Here is a 23,563-nt window from a genome sequence, read left to right as displayed (position 1 = left end):
TAGCCCCAATTCTGGCCCCAATTCTGGCCCCGCTTCGGCAAAGGTGAGTGCCGACGATGGTTCGACCATGACCACGCTGGCCAACCTGTGGCCCTATATCTGGCCGGAAGGACGGGCAGATCTGAAGCTCAGGGTCATTTGGGCGGTACTGGCGCTGGTGGTGGCCAAGCTCGTCACGGTCGTCTCTCCCTATTTCTTTGCCTGGGCCTCCGACGCGCTGACCGGCGAAACCATGGGCCTGCCGGGCTTTCTGGTGGCGCCGATGATGCTGGTCATCGCCTATAATGCCGCCCGCGTCCTGGCGGTGGCTTTCAACCAATTCCGCGATGCGCTGTTTGCCCGTGTCGGCCAGCACGCGGTGCGCCAGCTTGCCTTCATCACCTTCTCGCATCTGCACCGCCTGTCGCTGCGCTTTCACCTGTCCCGCCGCACGGGCGGGCTCAGCCGGGTGATCGAACGCGGGGTCAAGGGCATCGAGGCGATCGTCCGCTTCACCATCCTCAACGGCATTCCGACCCTGCTGGAATTCGCCATCATGGCGGGCATCATCTGGTACCAGTTCGGCTTTGCCTATGTGATCATCGTTGCGTTGATGATTGCTGCCTATGTCTGGTTCACGGTGCAGACGTCCAACTGGCGCATTTCCATCCGCCGCGAGATGAACGAGAGCGATACGGAAGCCAATTCCAAGGCCATCGACAGCCTGCTCAACTTCGAGACGGTGAAATATTTCGGCAACGAGAAGATGGAGGCCGCCCGCTTTGATGCCTCCATGGCGGTCTATGAGCGCGCCGCGACCCGCACCTGGACCTCGCTTGCCTGGCTCAACTTCGGCCAGTCCTTCATTCTGGGCATCGGCACGGCAGCCTGCATGGTCCTCTCCGCCCGCTCGGTGATGGCGGGGGAGCAGACCATCGGCGATTTCGTGCTGATCAATGCGCTGCTGCTGCAGATCGCCATTCCGCTCAATTTTGTCGGCTTCATCTACCGCGAGATCCGGCAGGGGCTTGCCGATATCGAGGCGATGTTCGCCGTCCTCGCCGTTCCGGCGGAGATCGAGGACAAGCCGGGCGCCCCGGCGCTGGCCATCGGCTCCGGCGCCATCCGCTTCGAGGATGTGGTGTTCCACTATGATCCGGACCGTCCGATCCTCAAGGGCATCAGCTTCGAGGTCCCGGCCGGAAACACGGTTGCCATCGTCGGGCCTTCGGGGGCGGGCAAGTCCACCATTTCCCGGCTGCTGTTCCGCTTCTATGACGTGACCGGCGGGCGGGTGACCATCGACGGGCAGGATGTGCGCGACGTGACGCAGGAAAGCCTGCGCCAGGCCATCGGCATGGTGCCGCAGGATACGGTGCTGTTCAACGACACCATCGCCTACAACATCCGCTATGGCCGTCCGGATGCCGCGGATGAAGATGTGCGCGCTGCCGCCCGGATGGCACAGATCGACAGTTTCATCGAGACGCTGCCCAAGGGCTATGCCAGCGAGGTGGGCGAGCGCGGACTGAAGCTCTCCGGCGGCGAGAAGCAGCGCGTCGCCATTGCCCGCACCATCCTGAAGGCGCCGCCCATTCTCATTCTGGACGAGGCAACCTCGGCCCTCGACACCCATACGGAACGGGAAATCCAGTCGGCGCTGGATCAGGTTTCCCGCAACCGCACCACGGTGGTCATCGCCCACCGCCTGTCCACCGTGGTCAATGCGGACCAGATCCTCGTGCTGCAGGCCGGTGTCATCGCCGAGCGCGGCACCCATGCGGAGCTGCTCGCCAAGGGCGGCCTCTACGCCTCCATGTGGAGCCGCCAGCGCGAGGCCGACGAAGCCGAAGAACGCCTGCGCGCTGCAAGGGAAGCGGACGAACTCGGCGTCGTCGTGCGTGGCCATAAGGCAGGGGAGTTGCAAGGGGTGTGAAGGCTCGGAAGGCCTGTCACATAGCTTCAGAGTCACCCCGGACGCAGCGAAGCGGAGATCCGGGGCCTACTCGCTTGCAGAGCGATGCCGCAACATGTTGAATTGATGCGCGTATTTGTCGGCGGGCTGTATGCTGGCGGTGCCTTGCGCAGTCCCTCTCACCGCTCTGCAAGCGAGTAGTCCCCGGGTCCTCACTGCGTTCGGCCCGGGGTGACCGCCGTTGGAGTGATGAGCTAGGGGCAGCCTGACGGCTGGAAGATATGGTTTCGCTCCATGCCGCCCAAAGCCTCCCCGCTACGCCGTCCCGGCCTCCGTGCCGGGATCCGTCAGGGACGTATCTGCATCATCCAATGTCCCGCTCACGCCTGCTTGCGAGGCCGGCCGCCTTTGGCGCCGTTGCTGCGGGCAGCGGAGGCTTTTGCAGGGCTGGAGGCCTTGCCTCCCGAGGCGCCAAGCTGTGCGGCCATCCAGCGCCTTGTGCCGAAGATGCCTTGCAGAAGTGCGGGCACATAGACATCGGCGTCCAGCTTCGGCCAGTGCAGGCCAAGCCCGGAGGGGCTGAGCTCAATATCCCGCAGAGTTTCCGGATTTGCCCCGGCGATCCCTTCCACCAAGTGTACCGGGACCAGTAAGATCACACCGCTGTCGAGTTCAACCACAAGACGGCTTTGTGCCGCATCATAGCTGGCACTCACTGCATACCCGCCGCTGCGTGCCTCTCCGCCCCGGCTGTTGGCCTCTTCAAGCACCTTCTCAGTAAGATCCATGGACTTCACTCCACTTCTGACAGAGGGCGGCAATGCTGGCGTTTTCACATGGCCCGGCGCTATTTAATCTGCTCCGAGTCACCCCGGCCAAGCGCAGCGCGAGCCGGGGCCCACTCGTTTGCAGAGAGATACCGTTCTCTCAGGCCGTGCGCCAAGTAATCTGAGTGAACCTTGCCATTGGAAATCAGTCATATCGTCTCTGGAAACGAGTAGACCCCGGCTCGAAGGCCGGGGTGACCGCCTGAGCAAGCTGAAACCCACCGCACTCTACTTCACGTTTTAGTCTATCACGTTTCTCGCAGCACTTCCAACGAACCTCAACATGCCAGAATGAATGAAGCACGTGCCGGGCTCTTACCGATGCAAGGCAGTGGTAGAGTGACAACGGGAAGCAAGCTCCAGCCGGCGCCTCACCCCGCCATGCGGTGCCCTGCGTCCTGGGCATAGGCGTGGCCGAAGCGGTTGGCGAGGAAGGCGGGGAGGGGGATGTCTTCCTGGCGGAGGAAGCCCTGCTGCGGCAGCTGGCCGGCCGCGAGCATGTCCAGCACGGCGGCGATGGCGCTGGCGGTGGTGATCTGGATGGCGCTGTAGAGCCGCCCGCCGATGAGCCCGCTGTAGACCTTGCTGGCATAGGTCTCCTGCACGAGGCGGCCGTTCTGGCGTCCGCTGGCGGTGACGAAGATGATCACCACATCCTGCAGGGTGGCGGGCAGGGCGTTTTCCAGAATGTCCTTCAGCACCTCGCGCCGGTGACGCAGGCCAAGGTCGTTCAGCAGCGCCTTCATGATGGCGGCATGGCCGGGATAGCGGATGGTCTTGTAGTTGAGCGTCCGCACCTTGCCCTTCAGCGTCTCGCACAGGGTGCCGAGCCCGCCGGAGGTGTTGAAGGCCTCGTAGGTGACGCCGTCAAGGGCGAACTCTTCGCGCTCTTCCAGTGCAGGCACCTCGGCCATGTGGCCGTCCACAATGGCCTCGCAGGGCTCGATATATTCGTTGATCACCCCGTCCGTGCTCCAGGTTAGATTGTAGTTGAGCGCGTTGGAGGGATATTGCGGCAGCGCGCCGACGCGCATGCGCAAGGTGTCGAGGCTGTCGAAGCGGCGGGCGAGATCATTGGCGACGATGGAGATGAAGCCCGGTGCAAGGCCGCATTGGGGAATGAAGGCGGTGCGCGCCGTCGCAGCGATTTCCTTCACCCGGCGGGTGGCGGCCACATCTTCCGTCAGATCAAGATAATGCACGCCGGCCTTGGCAGCGGCTTCCGCGATGGCGATCGTCAGGTGGAAGGGCGCGGCGCTCAGCACGGCGTATTTGCCGGTGAGGGCTGCCGTCAAGGCCGCGTTGTCGCTGATGTCCAGCGCCAGCGTTTCGACGGCAGGTTCACCTGCAAGGGCTGCCAGTTCTGCGGGCGAGCGGTCAATGACGGTGACACGGTAGTCGCCGGAGCCGGTGAGGAGGCGGGCGATGGTGGCGCCGATCTTGCCGGCACCAATGATGGCAATCGTCTTCATGTGTCGAACCCCTCTGGCCCTTTCCGGGCATTATGAGGTTCAGAATGACTGAAGGACATGTCGATTCACAGCTGCAGATATGGCATAATGAAGTGCTGATTTGATCAAACTGACGAAACTGATGAACACTCTGACCATCACTGAAGCTGACCGGGCCCTGATCGGCCTTCTGTCTGAGGACGCCCGCATGCCGGTTGCCGAGCTGGCACGCCGCCTTGGCCTGTCGCGCACCACGGTTCAGGCCCGCATCGAGCGGCTGGAGCAGGCGGGGGTGATCACCGGCTATGGCCTGCGCCTGTCGCAAGCCTATGAGGCGGCGCAGGTGAAGGCGCATGTTCTGATCACGCTGGTGCCCAAGGCGCTGGCGCGGGTGAGCGCGGAACTGTCCGGCATCCGCGAGGTGCGCCAGCTGCATTCGGTCAGCGGCAGCCACGATCTCATCGCCATCGTCGAGGCTGCCTCCGTTGCCGAACTCGACCATCTGATCGACCGGATCGGCGAACTTGACGGCGTGGACCGCACGCTTTCGTCCATCATCCTGTCGACGCGCATCCAGCGCTGAACTGGCGCCCGGTTTCCGCATGCCGGTGGTTTGCCGGGCGCGGGCGATGGACGAGCTTGCGGAGCAAGTGCCGTAACCCGTGCCAGGCCTGCCGCAAGGCCAGGGCACGTTCCTGTCTGGCCCGGTATTCGTAATAGCCGCCTGTGTGCATCATGGCTGTTTCTCCGTTGGAGTGGATCTGCAGCCACCTTCGCATCTCCGTCGATTTCTGATAATCTGGCCAGTATCGCATAAACCTTCCCAAGGATTCGGATAATGCGGCTGGAGGATCTCCGTTTTTTTGTCCGGGCTGCAGCGCTCGGAAATCTCTCCGCCGCAGGGCGCGAGACCGGTCTGTCGCCTTCGGCCGCCAGCTCCCGCCTGGCGTCACTGGAGCGTGATGCCGGGGTGCAGCTGGTCAGCCGCACAACGCGCCGTCTTCAGCTGACCGATGCGGGGGAGCTGCTCCTGCGCCGGGCGGGCGAGGCGCTGGATCTGCTCGACGGCACCTTGCGCGAACTGGAGGATGAGGCGGCCCGGCCGCGCGGCACGCTGCGTGTCTCTCTCAACATGTTCTTTGGCCGCAAGCATGTGCTGCCGTATCTGGCCGAGTTCCGCGACCTCTATCCGGAGCTGCGGCTGCAGCTCGATTTCTCGGACCGTATCGTCGATCTGCTGGCGGAGGGCTATGATCTTGCCATCCGGGGGGCGCCGCTCGCCGATTCCACGCTGCGGGCGCGCCGCCTTGCCGGAAATCCCCGCGCGCTCTGTGCCTCGCCTGCTTATCTCGCGCGCAAGGGCATGCCGGAGACGCCCTCAGACCTTGCCCGGCATGACTGCCTGAGCTTCCGGTCCATGCCGGTCTGGTATTTCGAGGGGCCTCAGGGGGAGATAGCCTGTCCCATCGATGCCGCGATCAGCGGCGACAATGGGGACTTTGCCTATGATGCCGCCCTGCTGGGGCTGGGGCTTGCGGTGAAATCGCTTGCCCATGTGTGGGAGGATCTGCGCGATGGCCGGCTGGTGGCGGTCATGACGGATTTTCCGGTGACGAGAACCGGAGCCATCTGGGCCGTCGCGCCGCCGGGGCGCGCAATGATGCCAAAGGCCCGCGTGCTGGCTGACTTCCTGACCGGAAAATATGGCAGTCCTGCCTACTGGGAAACGGACTACCGGCAGGCCGGAGCATTGGTGGGCTGAGGCACTTTCGGGGTTCAGTTGCGGCGGCAAAGGCACTAAGAGAGAGGCAGACCACTTCAATCTCCGGCTCCGGACCCAAGATCAACGGGAAAACCCATGTCGCTTGCCGATACCATCACCAAGACCTTCGTTCCCATTCACCGGGAGGGCTGGCCTTTCATTGCCATCGCTTTGGTGGCGACGCTGATCCTTGGCTGGTTCCTGACCCCGCTGTTTTATATCGGGCTCTTTCTCACGGGCTGGGTCTGCTACTTCTTCCGCGATCCTGCCCGCGTCACGCCGGTGACCGATGGGCTGGTGATCTCGCCCGCTGACGGCGTCGTCAACCAGCTCGGCCTCTGCGTGCCGCCAGCCGAACTGGCGGCAGACCTTGGTACCGAGCCGATGATGCGGATTTCCGTGTTCATGAACGTGTTCAACTGCCACGTGAACCGCGCCCCTGTCGGCGGCCGCATTGCCCGGGTGGCCTACAAGCCGGGCAAGTTCCTCAACGCGGAACTGGACAAGGCAAGCGAGTTCAACGAGCGCAATGGCCTCGTCATCGAGAATGGCGGCACGAAGATCGGCGTCGTTCAGATCGCAGGTCTTGTGGCCCGCCGCATCGTCTGCTTCGTGCGCGAAGGGGAGAGCATCGGCGCAGGCGAGCGTTTCGGCCTGATCCGCTTCGGCTCGCGCCTCGACATCTACATGCCGGCGGGCACCGTGCCGAAAGTTGCCATGGGCCAGATCATGATTGCCGGTGAAACCGTGCTGGCGGATCTGCGCGAAGGCCCGCAGGCGGTCCAGCACATCACCCGCGTCAGCTGAGGAGAAGCCCTTTGGAGACGCCTTTCGCCAGCTATGAACCCGGCCACGAAGACGGCAAGCCGCGCCGGTCAGGGCGTTTCCGCCAGGTGCCCTTGCGTCTCATCCTGCCGAATCTCGTTACGCTTCTGGCGCTCTGCTCCGGCCTGACCGGCATCCGCATGGCCTTCGAGGGCCGGTGGGATTTTGCGGTGGGTGCGGTGCTGATAGCGGCTGTGCTGGATGCGGTGGACGGGCGTGTGGCGCGGATGCTCAAGGGCACGTCGCGGTTCGGGGCAGAGCTGGATTCGCTGGCCGATTTCGTCAATTTCGGCGTCACTCCGGCGCTGATGCTCTACATCTGGCTGCTCCAGGAAGTGAAATCTCTGGGCTGGATTGCCGCGCTCGCCTTTGCCATCTGTGCGGCCCTGCGCCTGGCGCGGTTCAATGCGGCGCTGGATGATCCGGACAAGCCTGCCTGGGCGGTGAATTTCTTCACAGGCGTTCCGGCTCCGGCCGGTGCGCTGACGGTGCTTTTGCCCATCTATCTGGAGTTTCTGGGTGTGCTGCCGCACTGGCCCGCATTTGCTCCGGTCGTTGCGCTTTACACGGTCTCAATCGGCTTCCTGATGATCAGCCGCCTGCCGACCTATTCCGGCAAGAAGGTGGGCATGCGCGTCCGGCGCGATCTGGTGCTACCACTCTTCGTGCTGGCTGTGCTGGTGGTAGCGCTGACCGTCAGCTATCCGTTCCAGATGCTGACCGTGGGCACGCTGGCCTATCTCGCGTCGATCCCCTTTGCCCTGCGCAGCTACCGGGCGCATGTGCGCGTGGACAAGACGCAGGCAAAGGCCGGTGACAAGGGGGATGAAAGTGGGGGGGACGAAAGCGGCGGGGATGAGAGCGGGCCGGACCTTGATCATCCCGGCGAAAAGGCGGGCAGTGATACGCCCTGACGGCCTGGTAAGATCTTCTCAATGAACAAAGCCCCCATCCATCGGACGGGGGCTTTTGCTTTTTGGGCCTTGGGTCTATTCCGCAGCGCTGGTCATCGGGGTTCCGGGGCTGTTGGCGGCCTGCTGGCCTGCGCCCTCGTCTGATCCCGAGCCGGAGCCCGGCCTTTTGCCGGTCATCCGTTGCCAGAGCCTCACGGCAAGGCCTGCCCAGACACCGGGCATGGCGATCATCACCGGGATCAGCAGCAGGGTCAGCAGGGTGGAGAAGCCGAGGCCAAAGATCACCGCCGTCGACAATTGCACCCACCAGCCGGAGGTGACGCCGCCGAGGGCGATTTCCCGGTTGAGGAAGTCCAGATTGATCTGGGCGGCCATCGGAATGAGCCCTGCAATCGTGGTGATCGTGGTCAGCATGATCGGTCTGAGGCGCTGGGCCGAGGTCTTCAGGATGGCGTCCAGCGTGGGCAGGCCGTCTTCCCGGAAGCGGTTGAACGTGTCCAGCAGGATGATGGCGTTGTTCACCACGATACCCGCCAGCGCGACAATGCCGGTGCCGGTCATGATGATCGAGAACTTCTGCCCCGTCACCCACATGCCCAGCAGCACGCCAAAGACCGACAGGACCACGGTCGTGAGGGTCAGGAAGGTCTGGTAGAACGAGTTGTACTGGGTCAGCAGGATCAGGAACATCAGAAAGAGCGATGCAATCATCGCCTTCATCAGGAACTCGCCGGACTCCTTCTGGTCCTTGTCGGCGCCGCGGAAGGCCAGGAGGACATTCGAGGGCCAGTCCTGCGTCTTCAGCCAGCTGTCCAGCTCCTTCACCTTGTCGTCCGGTGTGAAACCGGAGGCCGGATCGACGGTGGCCTTCACCATCATCGAATAAAGGCCGTCACGCCGGGTGATGGAGGAGACCTTCGGTGCCGCCTCGCGCTTGATGAAGTTGGCAAGCGGCACCAGACCAAGCGGCGTCTGCAGGCGCAGCTCGTCAAACCGGTCGAGCGTGCGTTCATCGCGCGGCAGGCGCACGCGGATGTCCACCTCGTCCTCGCTGTCTGCCGGGCGGTACTTGCCGATCAGCACGCCGTTGGTGACAAGCTGCACCATGCTGCCCACCGGCACGATGCTGGCCTGATAGCGCCCGGCATGAGCCCGGTCGATGGTGATCTGCCATTCGATGCCGGGCAGGGGGCGGTCATCCTCCTGATCGATCAGGTCGGGCATGGTGTTTACATGCTCGCGGATGCGGGCAATGGTTTCAGTCAGCGTCTTGTAGTCGGTGGACTTTACTTCAAGCTGGATGTCCTTGCCGGTCGGCGGGCCGCCCTCGATCTTGCGGGTTTCCACCTTGATGCCGGGCAGAGGGGCCGTGCGCTCACGGATTTCCCGGAAGATTTCCACGGCCTTGCGGCGGCAGCAATAATCCTCGAACTCAAGCTGCAGTTCGCCGATCACGTCGGCAGGCTTGTCACGCGGGCCATCGAGTGACGGGCCGCCGCCGCTGCCGCCGGGGGGGAAGGCGGAGGTGACCACATTCATCACGCCGGCGGTCTGCAGCACTTCCCGTTCAACGCCCATGACGATGTCGCGGGCCTCGGCTGCAGACAGGTTGCCGCGGGCCGAGACCAGCACCACCGCCTGCTTCGGCTCTTCATCGACGAAGAATTCGACGCCCGTGCTGTGGGTCATGAAGCCGATGGTGATGAAGACGCAGAGCCCGGCCATGGCGGCAAGGGCTACGAGATTGCCGATGGGATTCCCCGCCAGCAGTTTCAGCCCGCGCACATAGAGGCCGGTGAGGCCGGTAACCTCGCGCACGTCGAAAGCATGGTTGCCGGAGAGGACCTCCGCCTCCTGCCGTGCCTCTTCGGCGCGCAGGGCCGCGCGCCGTTTCAGGATGGCGACGGCGGGGACGAGCAGCCGGTGGCTAACAAAACCGGCCAGAATGAAGGCTGCGATGGCAAGGCCATTCACGGCAAGTGCGGGCAGCGCGGCAAGGGCCGGAGCCGTGAGAACCGTCGTGGCGGCCAGGGCCGCAAAGACCAGGGCCAGAACCACCGCCGCATGGCGTGCCATCCAGTGGAACACGGTGGCGAAGAGGCCGCCGGTGACCGGGATGAAGACCGTTGCCGTCAGCAGCGAGGCGGCCAGCACGATGATCACCATGATGGGCAGATAGCTCATGAACTCGCCGGCCACACCCGGCCACATCAGCATGGGCAGGAAGGCGGCAAGGGTCGTCGCCGTGGAGGAGAAGATCGGCCAGAACATCAGCTTGGCCGCGCGGATATAGGCCTCCCGGTCCTCCATGCCCTCGGCGATCTTGCGGTCGGCATATTCCACCATGACGATGGCACCATCCACCAGCATGCCCACGGTCAGCACGAGGCCGAACATGACCATGATGTTCACGGTATAGCCAAGCCCGGCCAGGATCAGGAAGCCGACCATGAAGGATGTTGGAATTGCAAGGCCAACCAGAAGCGCGGAGCGCAGGCCCAGCGAGCCGACGATCAGCACCATGACGAGGAAGATGGCTGTCAGGATCGAGGACTGCAGCGAGCCGAGAACCTCGAAAATGTTCTCCGACATGTCCAGCATGACGCTGACGCGGATTGTCTGCGGCCAGTCCTTCGTTGCCTCGGCAATGACGGCACGGACAGCGGCATTGTTCTCGATCACATTGGTGCCGATGCGCTTGGTGACATTGAGCGCAATCGCCGGTTCGCCATTGACGCGGATGAAGGAGGTGGCATCCTTGAAGGTGCGGCGGATTTCAGCCACGTTGCCCAGTGTGACGACGCCTTCGCCCGCCTGTTTCAGCGGCAGGGCATAGACATCTTCCGCCGTTTCCAGAAGCCCTGGAACCTTGACGTTGAAGCGTCCCGATCCGCTGTCGAGGAAGCCGGCGGGCACCAGCTGGTTGTTCTGCGTCAGGGAGGTGATCAGCTCCTGCTGGGTGATCGCGTAGGATTCCAGCTTGCGGCTGTTGATCAGCACTTCCAGCAGCTCTTCCCGGTGACCTGCCAGATCAGCGGAGCGGACGGTGTCCACGGCCTCGATCTGGTCCTTCAGGCGCCGGGCATAGGTGTAGAGGGTGCGCTCGGGGACACTGCCCGACAGGGCAACGGTCAGGGTCGGGGCGAGCGCGAAGTTGGTTTCGGAAATGGTGGGCTCGTCGGCATCGGCGGGCAGCTTGGACTTGGCCTGATCCACCTTGTCGCGCACATCCGACATCGCCTTGTCCTTGTCAAAGGAGATGTCGAATTCCAGCACGATGCCGGCATGGCCTTCCGAGGCGATGGCCGTCAGTTCCTTCAGGCCGTCAAGGCCGCGCAGCTCCGTTTCCATGGGACGCACCAGCAGGCGCTCTGCGTCTTCCGGCGAGATGCCCTGCTGGGATATGGAGACGTAGAAGACCGGAACGTCGATATCCGGGTTCTCTTCCTTGGGGATGGTTATGTAGCTGAGCGTCCCGCCAAAGACGAGCGCCAGCAGGAGCATGAGCACCGTTTTGGGACGGCGCAGAATGGCTTCAAGCGCACTGGTCATCCGTTTGCTCCCGTGTTCATCACCGGCTCGATCAGCTGTCCTTCCCCGACGAAGTCCTGTCCGACGATGATGACGTCAACCGTGTCCGGAAGACCGGTGATCCAGATGCCATCGGCCTCACCGCCGGCTATGGCGGCCGGCAGGAAGCGCACCCGGTTGTCCGCATCGACGCTGCGCACCCCGACGCGTCCATCATCATCCAGCGTCAGGATCGCCGGGCTGACGCGGTGGGCCAGGCCTTGCGACAGCTCCAGCCGGGTAACGGCGGTCACACCGTCGCGGGCAAGGCCGTCCGGGTTGGGCAGTTCCACTTCCACGCGGAAGGTGCGGGTGTCGGGATTGGCGGCCGGTGCGATGTAGCGCACATGGCCTTCCATCCTCGTGCCGCCGACCAGCTCGACGGTGGCCGGCATGTTGAGGCTGAGGCCTGAAATATTCAACTCGGACACCTGACCGACGGCGATCATCGGATCGGAATTCACCACCGTGCCACAGGCCGCGCCCACGGAAAGATGATCGCCGACACGCGCCATCGGGCTTTCCACCACGCCGGCAATGGGCGAGCGGATGACGGTGCGGTCCAGCTCCAGCTCGGCTTCCTGCAGGCGCGCATCGGCGGCATCTAGCGATGCCTTCAGCGCAGCCACGCGGTTTTCCGTGGCAAAGCCTTTCGAGCTGAGCTGCGTTGCGGCGTCATAATCGGCGCGGGCCTGTGCAAGGACGGCCTTTGCCTCCAGCACGCGGGCCTCGCGGGTGCCCTTGTCGATCACGCAAAGCACATCGCCAGCGCTCACCGTGCCGCCTTCGCGGGCCGGGCGTTCAACAATCCGCCCCGCCGTTTCGGCGCGCACGGAAACCTTGGCGAAGGCTTCGGTGCTGCCGCGCACCTCCAGCATGGCCGAGCGCGGTTCGGCCACAAGCCGGGCCACCTGGACACGGAAGGGCTTCACATCCGCAGCATTCTGCCGTTCGGCAATGGGCGGGGCGGCATGGGCCTCGTCCCCCAGTCCACCGACCACCAGGGTGCCGCTCCACATCCACAGGCCAACGCCACCGGCAATGCCTGCGGCCAGCAGCACAGAGAAATTAACACGCATGAAATTCGCTCCGTTGGTCAGGATCTGCTTATTCGGCGGCTTGCGGTGTCTGGACAGGTGCAGCCGCCTGAGGCTGTGATCCATTGCCGTCACCGTCGGCAATCGCCTCCAGCTCGGCGCGATTGGCTTCCAGGTAGCCGATTTTCTGGATCATGCAGTCGATGCCGTAGTTGATGCCCCAAAGTATGCCCCTGTTGAGCGGCTTGTCCGTGATCCTGGACTTCAGCTCGCTCAACTGCTGCAGTTTGTGGCGGGTTTGTTCGATCTGCAGGTCAATCGCCCTGCGGATGGCCTTACCGCCCACCTGCTCCGCGCTCATGGCCACCAGAAGGAAGGGCGAGCGGTAGATGTCCGGCGGCAAGTCCTCCCTCAGCATGTCCAGCAGGGCGTCGCGCCCGGTCTGGGTGATGCTGTAGACCTTGCGGGCCGGCTTGCCGGGCTGCTTCTCTTCCCGCATGGTGACGAGACCTTCCTTCTCCAGCTTTGCCAGTGCCGGATAAATCGACCCATAGCTCGCATCCTCGAAGTAGCTGAAACAGCCTGAAGTCGCCTCCTTGCGGATCTCGTATCCTGTGGCATCTCCCTCCGAGAGCATGGCAAGGCAGAGGCGGCGTACACTCATATGGATGGTTCCTTCGCAAAAAGCCCGCACACGGAGCTTTCGACGTATCATATCGATATATATCGGTTGGGTATATAGTGTTTACGGAACGATCTTTAAGGGGGCGGAAACATAAAATTCAAAGAGACGTTTTGCCGCCTTTTGGAGGATTGATTGCCAGGGCTGGGAGGGGCATTGTTTCAATATGGCGAAATTGCTTCGCCGCATGAGGAGGCTCCGTTCATGCCCGTTTTGTCCCGTCTGCGTCTGAGACTTCGTCCGGGCAAGCTTCTGCCTGAAAATCCGCTGCTGCGGCTTCTGGCGGTCAATGCCCTGTCCGGTTCTGCCGTGGCGCTGGTGGTGGTGGGCGGTCTTTTTGCCTCCAATGCGGGCGGGCTCTATGATCTGGTCGCCAATGCCAGTGATCCGGCGGTGCCGGTTATCCTGCTCGCCTTCGGCTTCATCATCACGCTGGGCTCAGCCGCAATGGGAACGGCCGTCATGATGCTGCCGCGCGATGGCGGGAATGACCGCGGCCGTGGCCGCCGCGAGCAGGCTTTCCACGCCATGCCGGGCGAGCCGGTGCTGATCCCTGTCCCGGTCCGCGCCAGCCCGCAGAGGACGGCGCGGCGCGGCTGATTAATTTCTTTGCAGCGCCTGCTGTCAGAACACGGCTTGCCAAAGCGGTCCGTTCCGGCTTCCATGGATCCTGTTTGCGAGTTGATTTGCAAAAGGATTTGAAGGCGCATGGACGCATCCTACCCGCGTGATCTCGTTGGCTATGGCCGCCAGATCCCCGATCCGCAATGGCCCGGCGAGGCCAATGTGGCTGTTCAGTTCGTGATCAATTATGAGGAAGGCGGGGAGAACAACATCCTGCACGGGGATGCCGCCTCCGAAGCCTTCCTGTCGGAAATCGTCGGGGCGCAGGCCTGGCCCGGCCAGCGCCACTGGAACATGGAATCCATCTACGAATATGGCTCGCGTGCCGGCTTCTGGCGCCTGTGGCGCCTGTTCACCAGCCGCAACATCCCCGTCACCGTTTATGGTGTTGCCACCGCGCTCGCCCGCAATCCGGATGTGGTTGCGGCCATGAAGGAGGCCGACTGGGAAATCGCCTCCCACGGGCTCAAGTGGATCGAATATGCCAACATGGCCGAAGAGGAAGAGCGGGCGCACATGCAGGAGGCCATCCGCCTGCATGAAGAGGTCACCGGCTCCCGTCCGCTCGGCTGGTACACCGGCCGCTGCTCCATGAACACCCGCAAGCTGGTGATGGAGGAGGGCGGCTTCCTCTATGACAGCGACAGTTACGCCGATGATCTGCCCTATTGGGTGGAAGGCCCCTCCGGCCCGCATCTGGTGATCCCCTACACGCTGGACGCCAACGACATGCGTTTTGCCACGCCTCAGGGCTTCAACTCCGGCGATCAGTTCTTTGCCTATCTGAAGGACAGTTTCGATACTCTCTACGCCGAAGGCGAGGCGGGCAGCCCGAAGATGATGAACATCGGCCTGCACTGCCGTCTCGTGGGCCGCCCTGGCCGGGCTGCGGCTCTGGCGCGCTTCCTCGATTATGTCGCATCACATGAAAAGGTTTGGCTCGCCCGGCGCATCGACATCGCCTGGCACTGGCACGCCCACCACGCGGCAGGTTGAATGGCAGCGGGGGAGGGGGATGTGATGGGGAACGGGCAGGACAGGATGAGCGGCGGATTGAGCGGTTGGGAGAATGCCGGCTCGTTCGCATGGTGCGGCGTTTCAGCTCCCCTCCCCCTCGTGGGGAGGAGTAAGGGGTGGGGGGCTCTGAGCCAGCCGAACGTTGAAGCGGTTCAAGCTTCAAAGTGGCCCTCGTCCCATCTCGCTGTGCCCCTCCAGGAGAGCTTTCAAAGGATGCCGGAGCTGTGCCCCCCACCCCTCACCCCTCCCCACCAGGGGGAGGGGGGCGGAGAGGCCTGCCGTGAAAAGCGGCTGTTGCTGTGTTTCCAGTCAGGACTCACCCCATGAGCGCCGCCGCATCCCTGCCGCGTTATCACCTCTATGGTGAGACGGAAGGGGCATCCGAATTTGATTTCTTTCACATTGAAACGATCCGGGCGCGGTCGCTGGCGCTGGGCTGGCAGCTGGAGCTGCATGCCCATCAGCATCTGGCGCAGATCCTCCATATCTCGAAAGGCGGCGGGCGGCTGATCGAGGCGGATGGCGAGCGGGAGATCCGGGCGGGCGGCATTGCCTTCACCCCGCCCGGCGTGCTGCATGGCTGGAGCTTTTCACCGGAAACGGAAGGCTATGTGGTTTCCTTCACGCCCGACTATCTGGTGGCGGGCGGGGAGAGCCGCAGCGACGCGGAGCGGGCGGCGCTGACCTCGGCTGGAAACACGCTCCTGCATCCGCAAGGGCATGAGGCACAGCTATCGTTCTATTTCGGCGAGATGGCGCGGGAGTTTGACGAGGGCGCGCGGCGGCGGGCCTTCTTCCGGCCGCTGGTGGCGCTCAGCCTGCTGATCGTCTTTCCCGGAGAGGTGGCAGGCTCTGCCGACAGGACGCCCGGGTTCTCGCTGTTCCGCTTCCGCCAGCTGGTGGAAGACATGTTCCGCGGCGGGCAGGGGGCGGAGGCCTATGCGGCTGAAATGGGCCTGACGGTGCAGCGGCTCAACCGCTATTGCCGCCTGTTTACCGGCCGCACCGTGGCACAGAACGTGCGTGACCGGCTCATTCTGGAAGCCAAGCGCCTGCTGGCCTTCTCGGGGCTTTCCGTCTCGCAGGTGGCCTATGACCTCGGTTTCGAGGATCCGGCCTATTTCTCCCGCGTTTTCCGCAAGGAAACCGGCGAAGCCCCCGCCGACTTCCGCGCCCGCCACACGGGCGGCGGCGCGCCGGACAGCACCCTTTCCGATACTGCCCGGCAGGATCCGCCTCAGTAAGGCAGCCCCACGTAGTTTTCGGCAAGGCTGGTCTGGGCGGCTTTGGAGCTGGCCAGATAGTCCATGTCGGCCTGCTGGATGCGGGCGTTGAAGGTGCCCAGTTCCGGGAACTGGTGCAGCAGGGTGGTCATCCACCAGGAGAAGCGTTCCGCCTTCCAGATGCGTGCCAGCGCCTTGGCCGAATAGGCGTCGATCCCTGCGCTGGACTTCTCGCCGTAATATTCGATAAGGCCGGACGACAGGTAGTGGATGTCCGAAGCGGCAAGGTTCAACCCCTTGGCGCCGGTCGGCGGCACGATGTGTCCGGCGTCACCGGCCAGGAACAGCCGGCCGAAGCGCAGCGGCTCGGCGACGAAGCTGCGCAGCGGTGCGATGCTCTTCTCGATGGAGGGGCCGGTCTTCATGTTGGCGGCGGCTTCCTCGCCAAGGCGCAGCTTCAGCTCGTCCCAGATGCGCTCGTCCGGCCATTCCTCCAGCGGCGTGTCCAGCGGCACCTGCACGTAGTAGCGGCTGAGCGTGTGCGAGCGCATGGAGGCGAGGGCGAAGCCGCGCGGGTGATTTGAATAGATCAGCTCATGGTCGCAAGGCGGCACATGCGAGAGAATGCCAAGCCAGCCAAAGGGATAGATCTTTTCATATGTTGTGATGGCTTTTTCCGGAACACTCGCCCGCGCCACACCATGATAGCCATCGCAGCCGCAGATGAAGTCGCAGGCGATCTCGTGGGCCACCCCGTCCTTCTTCCAGGTCACGCGGGGATGATCCGTATCGAAATCCAGCGGCGTCACGTCTTCGGCGTCATAGATCACCTGCGCGCCCCGTGCCGTATGCGCCTCCATCAGGTCGCGGGTGACTTCCGTCTGGCCATAGACCATCACCGGTGTGCCGGTCAGGCCCTTGAGGTCCATGCGCAGGCGCGTTTCGCCGACCGAGAGCGTGAAGCCGTCATGCGGCAGGCCTTCCTTGTGCATGCGCGCTGCCACGCCTGCCTTTTCCAGCATGTGAACCATGCCCTGTTCCAGCACCCCGGCGCGGATGCGCGAGAGCACGTAATCCGGGCTCTTGCGCTCCAGCACGAGGCAATCGATGCCGGACAGATGCAGAAGCTGGGACAGCAGCAGGCCGGATGGGCCCGCGCCAATGATGACGACCTGGGTGCGCATGGAGTTCCTCCTCATTCCTCATGCGGACGGGATCTCCCGCGCTTCCCCGGTGAGGGAAACGGCCTTGCCCGTCCTCTTGGGACCATGATGGCTGCGCCGGCCTGCGGCATGAATGGACGATCCGCCGCAATCAGTTGGACAATTTGGCCGCAAGGTGCAGCTGCGCTGCTGCTGGCGCTGGAATTTGCCGCCGCTTTCCGCTAAATCCCCGGCCCATGACCAGAAACGCAAATATCCGCGATGAAGCCCTGAGCGTGGACGTGCGCCCGCCGGCCGTCATCCTGTGCGAACCGCAGCTTGGCGAGAACATCGGCACGGCGGCCCGTGCCATGGCCAACTTCGGCCTCACCGACCTGCGCATCGTCAACCCGCGTGACGGCTGGCCGAGCGAGAAGGCCCGCGCGGCCGCCTCCCGTGCCGACCACGTGATCGACAAGGTGCAGGTGTTCGACAGTGTGGAGGCGGCGATTGCCGATCTCACCTTTGTTTACGCCACCACCGCCCGCTCGCGCGAAGTCGCCAAGCCCGTGCGCGGGCCGGACGAGGCAGCCGCCACCGTGGTGCCGCTGGGCGCCAAGGGCATGGCCACGGGCTATCTCTTCGGGCGCGAGCGCTGGGGCCTCAACAATGAGGAAGTGGCGCTGGCGGACGAAATCCTGACCCTGCCGGTCGATCCAAACTTCGCCTCGCTCAACATCGCCCAGGCGGTGCTGGTCTGCGCCTATGAGTGGCGCAAGACGGCCACCGCCGGTGCGCTGCCCTTCGGGCTTGATGTGGATGCCAACCCGCCTGCGGCCAAGGATGACATCCTGCGCCTGTTCGAGCATCTGGAAGGGGCGCTGGACCGGGTGTCCTTTTTCCGTCCCGTCGAGCGGCGGCCACACATTGTCCGCAATATCCGCAATATCTTCCAGAAGGCCACGCTGACCGACCACGAAGTGAAGACGCTTCGCGGCATCATCGCGGCACTGGAAGGCCGGCCCACACGGCCGCGCAAGGATCAGCCGGATGGCGCCCGCCGTGTCAGTGAGGACGGCGCGGGCGAAGAGGCTGCGCGAGAGGATGACCACGAATGACAAAACCGGTGCTCGTCTTTGACTCAGGCATAGGCGGGCTTACGGTGCTGCGCGAGGCACGGGTGCTGATGCCCGAGCGCAGCTTTGTCTATGTGGCCGATGATGCAGGCTTTCCCTATGGCGGCTGGGAGGAGGAGGCGCTGAAGGCGCGGCTCATCTCCCTGTTCCGCGATCTCCTGCACCGGTTTGACCCGGAAGTGGCGGTGGTGGCCTGCAACACGGCCTTCACCCTTGCCGGGGCGGACCTGCGCGCCGCCTTCCCGCACATGAAATTCGTTGGCACGGTGCCGGCCATCAAACCGGCAGCGGAACGCACCCGCTCGGGTCTTGTTTCCGTGCTGGCCACACCCGGCACGGTGAAGCGCGCCTACACGCGCGATCTCATCCAGTCTTTTGCCAGCCAGTGCCATGTGCGGCTTGTCGGCTCGGTCAATCTTGCCAGCATGGCCGAGGCCTATATCCGGGGCGAGGGCGTTGATGACGAGGCGCTGACGGCGGAGATCCGCGAGTGCTTCTATGAAAAAGAAGGCGCGCGCACGGATATCGTCGTGCTGGCCTGCACCCATTACCCCTTCCTTGCCAATGTCTTCCGCCGCCTCGCCCCCTGGCCGGTGGACTGGATCGATCCGGCCGAGGCCATCGCCCGGCAGGCGCGGCGCATCGTGCCGGTGATGGACGTACTGCGCGCCGATTCCCGGCCTGACCGTGTGGTTTTCACGTCAGACTCGCCGGATTTCGCCACCCGCCGCCTGATGCAGGGCTTTGGCCTCTCCTTGCTGGTTTAGGAAAAACCGCAGGATTGCGCGCAAAAGCGGCTGAGATGCCTGCCTGCATTTGACATTCGCCCCTGCCTCGTCTATGCACCCGCGATCCGTGCGGGGCTTTGCCTCGCCGGTCTACGCACCCGTGGGGTTTTCCGGCCGGCGCCGTTCAGCTGGACCCCTGTCGATCCTGTTCCTTGCGAACGGGGTAAAGGAGGGCGCGTTTCCTTATAAAATGAGCCAACCGACACAAGGAAACAGCGATGTCGAAGCGCCACAGCGTAAAGTACAAGATTGATCGCCGCATGGGCGAGAACATCTGGGGCCGCTCCAAGAGCCCGGTCAACAAGCGTGAATACGGCCCCGGCCAGCACGGCCAGCGCCGCAAGGGCAAGCTCTCCGACTTCGGCGTGCAGCTGCGCGCCAAGCAGAAGCTCAAGGGCTACTACGGCAACATCTCCGAAAAGCAGTTCCAGAAGGTTTACACCGAAGCTTCGCGCATGAAGGGCGACAGCTCCGAGAACCTGATCGGCCTGCTGGAGCGCCGCCTGGACGCGATCGTCTACCGCGCCAAGTTCGTCCCGACCGTGTTCGCTGCCCGTCAGTTCGTCAACCACGGCCACGTCAAGGTCAACGGCAAGCGCGTCACCATCGCCAGCTACCGTTGCCGCCCGGGCGACGTCATCGAGGTCCGCGACCGCTCCAAGCAGCTCGCTCTGGTTCTCGAGGCTTCCCAGTCGAGCGAGCGTGACGTGCCGGAATACCTGGCCGCTGACCACAGCAAGATGACCGTCACCTTCACCCGCGTGCCGTCCTTCTCGGAAGTGCCGTACCCGGTGCAGATGGAACCGAACCTCATCGTCGAATTCTATTCGCGCTAAGGTTTCCAGCCCCGCTGGAGAAAAGGCCGCCCCCAGGGGCGGCCTTTTTGCATTCTGGGGCGGATGTATGCGCTGCCGGAGGCAGGCGATCCCCGAGGGGCTGCGCCCCGTTCTTGCTGTCAGCATGCTGGGCCGTGGCGGCCATCAGGGGCCGGAGTTCAAGGCGAAGCCGAAAAATGGTGACCGCTCAGGCGGGTGCCGGGCTTCATCAAGCGGTCCGGCCTGGTCAAAGGCTTCGGCTCACTATCTGGTGACCCGATCCGGGGCGTATCCCCGCATAGCCCGGCCGTTGCCGCTGTCTCGTCAGGGATGGGGAGGGGATGCAGTCCCGGTGCAGTCTGCTTTCTCAAATACGCTCCATGCGGGTGTTCGGTTGTCAATCAGATAAAAGTTTCGATATCTTTTTGGTTTTGAGTAATTGAATAGACATCTCTACATATTTCATGATTTTTCCGATGGATCTTTCTTTTCGCCATCTATGTAATCTTAAATTCATTGATTATTCACGTAATTGAACGCGGTGGTTCACAAATTCTCGCTAGGAAGTCATGGATTTCCGGAGGGGTGGGGCTGGAAGTCTTTCCGAAAGCGAGGTGCGTGCTATGAAAATTTCCGTTCTGAAGACCATCTTTACCGGGTTGTTGGCTGCTTCGGCACTGGCCCCTGCACCGGCTCTTGCAGAAAAGACCAAGTTTGAATTCTGGTACGGTCTTTCCGGCGATCTGGGCGAACGCGTGCAGGATGCGTGCCGCATGTTTAACGAAACGCAGGCTGATTACGAGATCGTCTGCACCTCGCAGAACGGCTATGACACCACGCTGCAAAACACCATTGCCGCTTACCGCGCCAAGAAACAGCCCGCCATCACCCAGATCTACGACGCCGGCACACTCGACCTGATGCTGTCCGGTGCTTTCCTTCCGGCGAAGCAATTGATGGCCGATAATGGCTACACGATCGACTGGGGCAATTATTTCGGCGGCATCGCCAACTATTATGCAACCGCTTCCGGCGAATTGCAGTCCTTCCCGTTCAACTCATCCACGGCGATGCTCTATTACAATGCCAGCGCCTTTGAAAAGGCGGGCATCACCTTCAAGCCGGACACCTGGGAACAGGTGGAAGAAGCTGCCCGCAAGCTGAAGGCCGCAGGCTTTGACTGCCCGCTCGGCTTCAACTTCGACACATGGCCGATGCTGGAGCAGTTTTCCGCCATCCACAATCAGCCGATCGCCACCAAGGCCAATGGCTATCAGGGGCTCGACGCCGAAGTCGTGTTCAACAAGACGAAGTTCGTTGACCATGTGAAGTTCTTCAAGAAGATGCAGGACGAGCAGCTGTTCGTCGTCAAGACCAAGCAGCTCGGCATGGATATCGTGCCGTCCTTCACCTCGCAGACCTGCCAGATGATCCAGACCTCGATTGCCGATCATGGCACCGTCGGGAAGACCCTGCCGGAAGGTGTCAAATGGGATGTGGTCATGCTGCCCGTCTGGGCCGGCACCGAGCGCCAGAACTCGCTCGTGGGCGGTGCTTCGCTGTGGGTCATGGCCGGCCGTCCGGACGCGGAATACAAGGGTGCGGCTGCCTTCCTCAACTTCATCGCTACGCCGGAAATGGCGCAATGGTGGTCCACGGTCACCGGTTACATCCCGGTTACCAAGACCGGCTTTGATGCCATGAAGGCCAACGGCTTCTACGACAACGCGCCTTACAAGGGCCGCGAACTGGCCATTGCCAGCCTGACCTACACGCCCACCTCGGAAAACACGCGTGGCATCCGGCTGGGTGGCTTCACGCAGATCCGCAAGGAAGTGTCAACCGCGCTGGAAGCCATTTTCATGCAGGATGCCGATGTTCAGAAGGAACTGGACCAGGCTGCCGAGCGCAGCAACGCCGTCCTGCGCCGCTTCGAAAAGACCTATGCCGGTCAGAAGCTGAACTGATCCCATCTGTTGACTGACACCATCGACTGAGCCTGCCGCAACTGCCGGCAGGCTCAGTCTCCTGCTGATCCCCGTGCCATTGGTCAACTCATGGAAAAACGCGCCGTTTTCAAGAGCTGGTGGTTGCCCGTGCTGTTTGCACTGCCACAACTCATTCTGATCCTTCTGTTCTTCTACTGGCCGGTAACAGCCGTCGTGAACTGGGCCTTCACGCTTGAGCCACCGTTTGGCGGGGTGGCCGAATTTGTCGGCTTTGCCAATTTCAGAGAGGTGCTGGCCGATCCCTTCTACTGGAATTCGGTGATCGTCAGCCTGATCTTTGCAACGGTTGGCCCGTTCTTCTGCATTCTGATCGGCCTTACGCTGGCGCTGGCGGTAGACCGGCAACTGCCCGGCTCCGGCTTCTTCCGGTTCTTCTACATCCTGCCTTTCGCCATTGCAGGACCAGCTGCCGGCATGGCCTTCCGCTTCATCCTGTCGCCCGAGCGGGGACTTGCTGCGTCGATCAACGCGCTGTCGCCCGATCTCTGGAACCCGGCGAAATACGGCAGCCATGCACTGGCACTGGTCATCATCATCTTCATCTGGAAGTGGTCGGGCTATACGTTCATCTTCCTGCTCGCCGGCCTGCAATCGGTGCCGCGGGCGCTCGGCGAAGCCGCCGCCATGGATGGCGCCGGTCCCTTTCGCCGCGCCATCGACGTGCAGGTGCCGCTTCTGGCGCCCACACTGTTCTTCCTGCTCGTCACCATGATGACCGAGGGGTTTGTCGGGGCAGATACCTTCGGCATCGTGCATTCCGTCACCGGCGGAGGCCCGAACCGCGGCACCGAGGTGATGGTCTACCGTATCGTCGACGAGGCCTTCCAGGGGCTCAATTATTCCGGCGCGTCGGCGCAAAGCATCATCCTGATCGGCTTGATCATGGTCTTCACCTTCATCCAGTTCCGCTTCATCGAGAAGCGGGTGCATTACAAGTGAGGCTGCCATGATCCAGCGCACCCCCTATGCCGACGCCTTGACCTACACCATCATGGCTGCCGGCTTCCTCGTCCTGCTTGGACCTTTCATCGTGGTGCTGGCTGGCGCCAGTCAGACCATGCCGCAGGTGAATGCTGTCCCGTTCAGCTTCGTGCCGCAGGGGGAGTTCCTCGCCAATGTCAGTGCAGCCTGGACGCGGGCAAACCTTGGCACGGCAATGACAAACAGCCTGATCATGGCCGCATTGGTGACGGCCGGTAAGGTGGCGCTCTCGGCCTGCACCGCATTTGCCATCGTGTTCTTCCGCACGCCGCTGAAGCATGTCTTTTTCTGGAGCGTTTTCATCACGCTGATGCTGCCGCTCGAGGTCCGCGTGGTGCCGACCTATGCGGTGGCGGCCGATCTGTTCCAGCCGGTGAAGTTCTTCCTCGGGCTTTCCGGCATTGACATCGCAATCGAGTGGAACCTTCTGAACTCCTATGCCGGCCTGACACTGCCGCTGATTGCAACGGCCACCGGAACCTTCCTTTACCGGCAGTTCTTTATGACCCTGCCGGACGAGCTGGCCGAAGCCGCCCGCATGGACGGCTCAGGCCCCGTGCGCTTCTTCTTCGACATGCTGCTGCCGCTGTCGCGCACCAACATGCTGGCACTCACCACCATCATGTTCGTCTATGGCTGGAACCAGTATCTCTGGCCCATCCTGATGACGACGGATCCCTCCTACAAGACGGTGATGATGTCGCTGCGGGCGCTTCTGCCTTCCGACAACGGCATTCCGGACTGGAACGTCACGCTTGCAGGCTCGCTGATCATCATGGCGCCTCCGGTGCTTGTCGTCGCCGTTCTGCAGCGCTGGTTCGTGCGTGGCCTTGTCTCCACCGAAAAGTGACCGCCGCGAGCCGTCT

General features: G+C 63.0%; 19 protein-coding genes and 1 pseudogene. 14 read left to right on the top strand and 6 right to left on the bottom strand.

The genetic code is table 11. From position 1 onward, the window contains the following. The first annotated feature begins 67 nt into the window (after positions 1-67). Positions 68-1,915, top strand: a complete 1,848-nt coding sequence (locus ACVNHC_RS14420; protein ID WP_457167723.1) for an ABCB family ABC transporter ATP-binding protein/permease — start codon at positions 68-70, stop codon at positions 1,913-1,915. Between the two features lie 359 nt (positions 1,916-2,274). Here the strand turns inward: ACVNHC_RS14420 and ACVNHC_RS14415 are convergent, their stop codons facing one another. Continuing rightward, positions 2,275-2,682 (bottom strand): DUF2442 domain-containing protein, encoded by a 408-nt coding sequence (locus ACVNHC_RS14415; RefSeq protein ID WP_457167653.1) that lies wholly within the window; start codon positions 2,680-2,682, stop codon positions 2,275-2,277. Between the two features lie 410 nt (positions 2,683-3,092). After that, a complete protein-coding gene (locus ACVNHC_RS14410; RefSeq protein WP_050472627.1) occupies positions 3,093-4,193 on the bottom strand; it encodes a saccharopine dehydrogenase family protein in 1,101 nt (366 codons plus the stop codon). A 121-nt stretch (positions 4,194-4,314) separates the two neighbouring features. Here ACVNHC_RS14410 and ACVNHC_RS14405 point away from each other — a divergent pair, with 121 nt between their 5' ends. The 4 genes and pseudogenes from ACVNHC_RS14405 to ACVNHC_RS14390 all read left to right on the top strand — a co-directional run bounded on the left by ACVNHC_RS14405 (position 4,315) and on the right by ACVNHC_RS14390 (position 7,673). Next, positions 4,315-4,755: an Lrp/AsnC family transcriptional regulator gene (locus ACVNHC_RS14405; RefSeq protein WP_457167652.1), complete on the top strand. Its 441-nt coding sequence runs from the start codon at positions 4,315-4,317 to the stop codon at positions 4,753-4,755. A 255-nt stretch (positions 4,756-5,010) separates the two neighbouring features. Then, entirely contained in the window at positions 5,011-5,934 is a 924-nt protein-coding gene (locus tag ACVNHC_RS14400) for a LysR family transcriptional regulator (RefSeq protein ID WP_457167651.1), read from the top strand. A gap of 93 nt (positions 5,935-6,027) precedes the next feature. After that, positions 6,028-6,741 (top strand): annotated as a pseudogene (locus ACVNHC_RS14395) (phosphatidylserine decarboxylase); the annotation flags it as partial. An 11-nt stretch (positions 6,742-6,752) separates the two neighbouring features. Then, complete coding sequence (locus ACVNHC_RS14390) at positions 6,753-7,673, top strand: CDP-alcohol phosphatidyltransferase family protein (RefSeq protein ID WP_058899451.1); 921 nt, start codon at positions 6,753-6,755, stop codon at positions 7,671-7,673. Between the two features lie 75 nt (positions 7,674-7,748). On the opposite strand, the gene ACVNHC_RS14385 is transcribed toward ACVNHC_RS14390, so the two are convergent. From ACVNHC_RS14385 to ACVNHC_RS14375, 3 genes are read right to left on the bottom strand one after another with little or no spacing between them, the layout of a single operon-like run. Beyond that, complete coding sequence (locus tag ACVNHC_RS14385) at positions 7,749-11,225, bottom strand: efflux RND transporter permease subunit (RefSeq protein WP_457167650.1); 3,477 nt, start codon at positions 11,223-11,225, stop codon at positions 7,749-7,751. Then, the gene (locus tag ACVNHC_RS14380; RefSeq protein ID WP_094462074.1) at positions 11,222-12,322 is read right to left on the bottom strand and encodes an efflux RND transporter periplasmic adaptor subunit; all 1,101 of its coding nucleotides are present in this window, start codon (positions 12,320-12,322) and stop codon (positions 11,222-11,224) included. The genes ACVNHC_RS14385 and ACVNHC_RS14380 overlap by 4 nt, the downstream gene beginning before the upstream one ends. A gap of 28 nt (positions 12,323-12,350) precedes the next feature. Further along, a complete protein-coding gene (locus ACVNHC_RS14375; protein WP_050472632.1) occupies positions 12,351-12,944 on the bottom strand; it encodes a PadR family transcriptional regulator in 594 nt (197 codons plus the stop codon). A gap of 222 nt (positions 12,945-13,166) precedes the next feature. Here ACVNHC_RS14375 and ACVNHC_RS14370 point away from each other — a divergent pair, with 222 nt between their 5' ends. The 3 genes from ACVNHC_RS14370 to ACVNHC_RS14360 all read left to right on the top strand — a co-directional run bounded on the left by ACVNHC_RS14370 (position 13,167) and on the right by ACVNHC_RS14360 (position 15,847). Next, complete coding sequence (locus ACVNHC_RS14370) at positions 13,167-13,562, top strand: hypothetical protein (RefSeq protein WP_209004863.1); 396 nt, start codon at positions 13,167-13,169, stop codon at positions 13,560-13,562. 108 nt (positions 13,563-13,670) lie between these two features. Next, positions 13,671-14,582: an allantoinase PuuE gene (gene puuE / locus ACVNHC_RS14365; protein ID WP_457167649.1), complete on the top strand. Its 912-nt coding sequence runs from the start codon at positions 13,671-13,673 to the stop codon at positions 14,580-14,582. 344 nt (positions 14,583-14,926) lie between these two features. Then, complete coding sequence (locus ACVNHC_RS14360) at positions 14,927-15,847, top strand: helix-turn-helix domain-containing protein (RefSeq protein WP_457167648.1); 921 nt, start codon at positions 14,927-14,929, stop codon at positions 15,845-15,847. Here the strand turns inward: ACVNHC_RS14360 and pobA are convergent. Further along, positions 15,841-17,010, bottom strand: a complete 1,170-nt coding sequence (gene pobA, locus ACVNHC_RS14355; protein ID WP_457167647.1) for a 4-hydroxybenzoate 3-monooxygenase — start codon at positions 17,008-17,010, stop codon at positions 15,841-15,843. The genes ACVNHC_RS14360 and pobA overlap by 7 nt on opposite strands. A gap of 215 nt (positions 17,011-17,225) precedes the next feature. On the opposite strand from pobA, the gene ACVNHC_RS14350 reads away from it, so the two are divergent. The 6 genes from ACVNHC_RS14350 to ACVNHC_RS14325 all read left to right on the top strand — a co-directional run bounded on the left by ACVNHC_RS14350 (position 17,226) and on the right by ACVNHC_RS14325 (position 23,547). Next, positions 17,226-18,086, top strand: a complete 861-nt coding sequence (locus ACVNHC_RS14350) for an RNA methyltransferase (RefSeq protein WP_050472636.1) — start codon at positions 17,226-17,228, stop codon at positions 18,084-18,086. After that, a complete protein-coding gene (murI, locus tag ACVNHC_RS14345; protein ID WP_457167646.1) occupies positions 18,083-18,871 on the top strand; it encodes a glutamate racemase in 789 nt (262 codons plus the stop codon). The genes ACVNHC_RS14350 and murI overlap by 4 nt, the downstream gene beginning before the upstream one ends. Before the next feature lie 239 nt (positions 18,872-19,110). Beyond that, positions 19,111-19,728, top strand: coding sequence for a 30S ribosomal protein S4 (gene rpsD, locus ACVNHC_RS14340; RefSeq protein WP_019964611.1), 618 nt, complete (start codon positions 19,111-19,113; stop codon positions 19,726-19,728). A gap of 602 nt (positions 19,729-20,330) precedes the next feature. Further along, positions 20,331-21,674, top strand: a complete 1,344-nt coding sequence (locus ACVNHC_RS14335) for an extracellular solute-binding protein (RefSeq protein WP_457167645.1) — start codon at positions 20,331-20,333, stop codon at positions 21,672-21,674. A 90-nt stretch (positions 21,675-21,764) separates the two neighbouring features. Further along, positions 21,765-22,655, top strand: coding sequence for a carbohydrate ABC transporter permease (locus tag ACVNHC_RS14330; protein WP_050472639.1), 891 nt, complete (start codon positions 21,765-21,767; stop codon positions 22,653-22,655). Between the two features lie 7 nt (positions 22,656-22,662). Continuing rightward, complete coding sequence (locus ACVNHC_RS14325; protein WP_123194641.1) at positions 22,663-23,547, top strand: ABC transporter permease subunit; 885 nt, start codon at positions 22,663-22,665, stop codon at positions 23,545-23,547. The last annotated feature ends 16 nt before the right edge of the window (positions 23,548-23,563 follow it).

The sequence above is a fragment of the Pannonibacter sp. Q-1 genome (assembly GCF_054073275.1).
The sequence above is the reverse complement of the archived record's forward strand: the minus strand, read 5'-3'. Positions and strand labels throughout refer to the sequence as shown.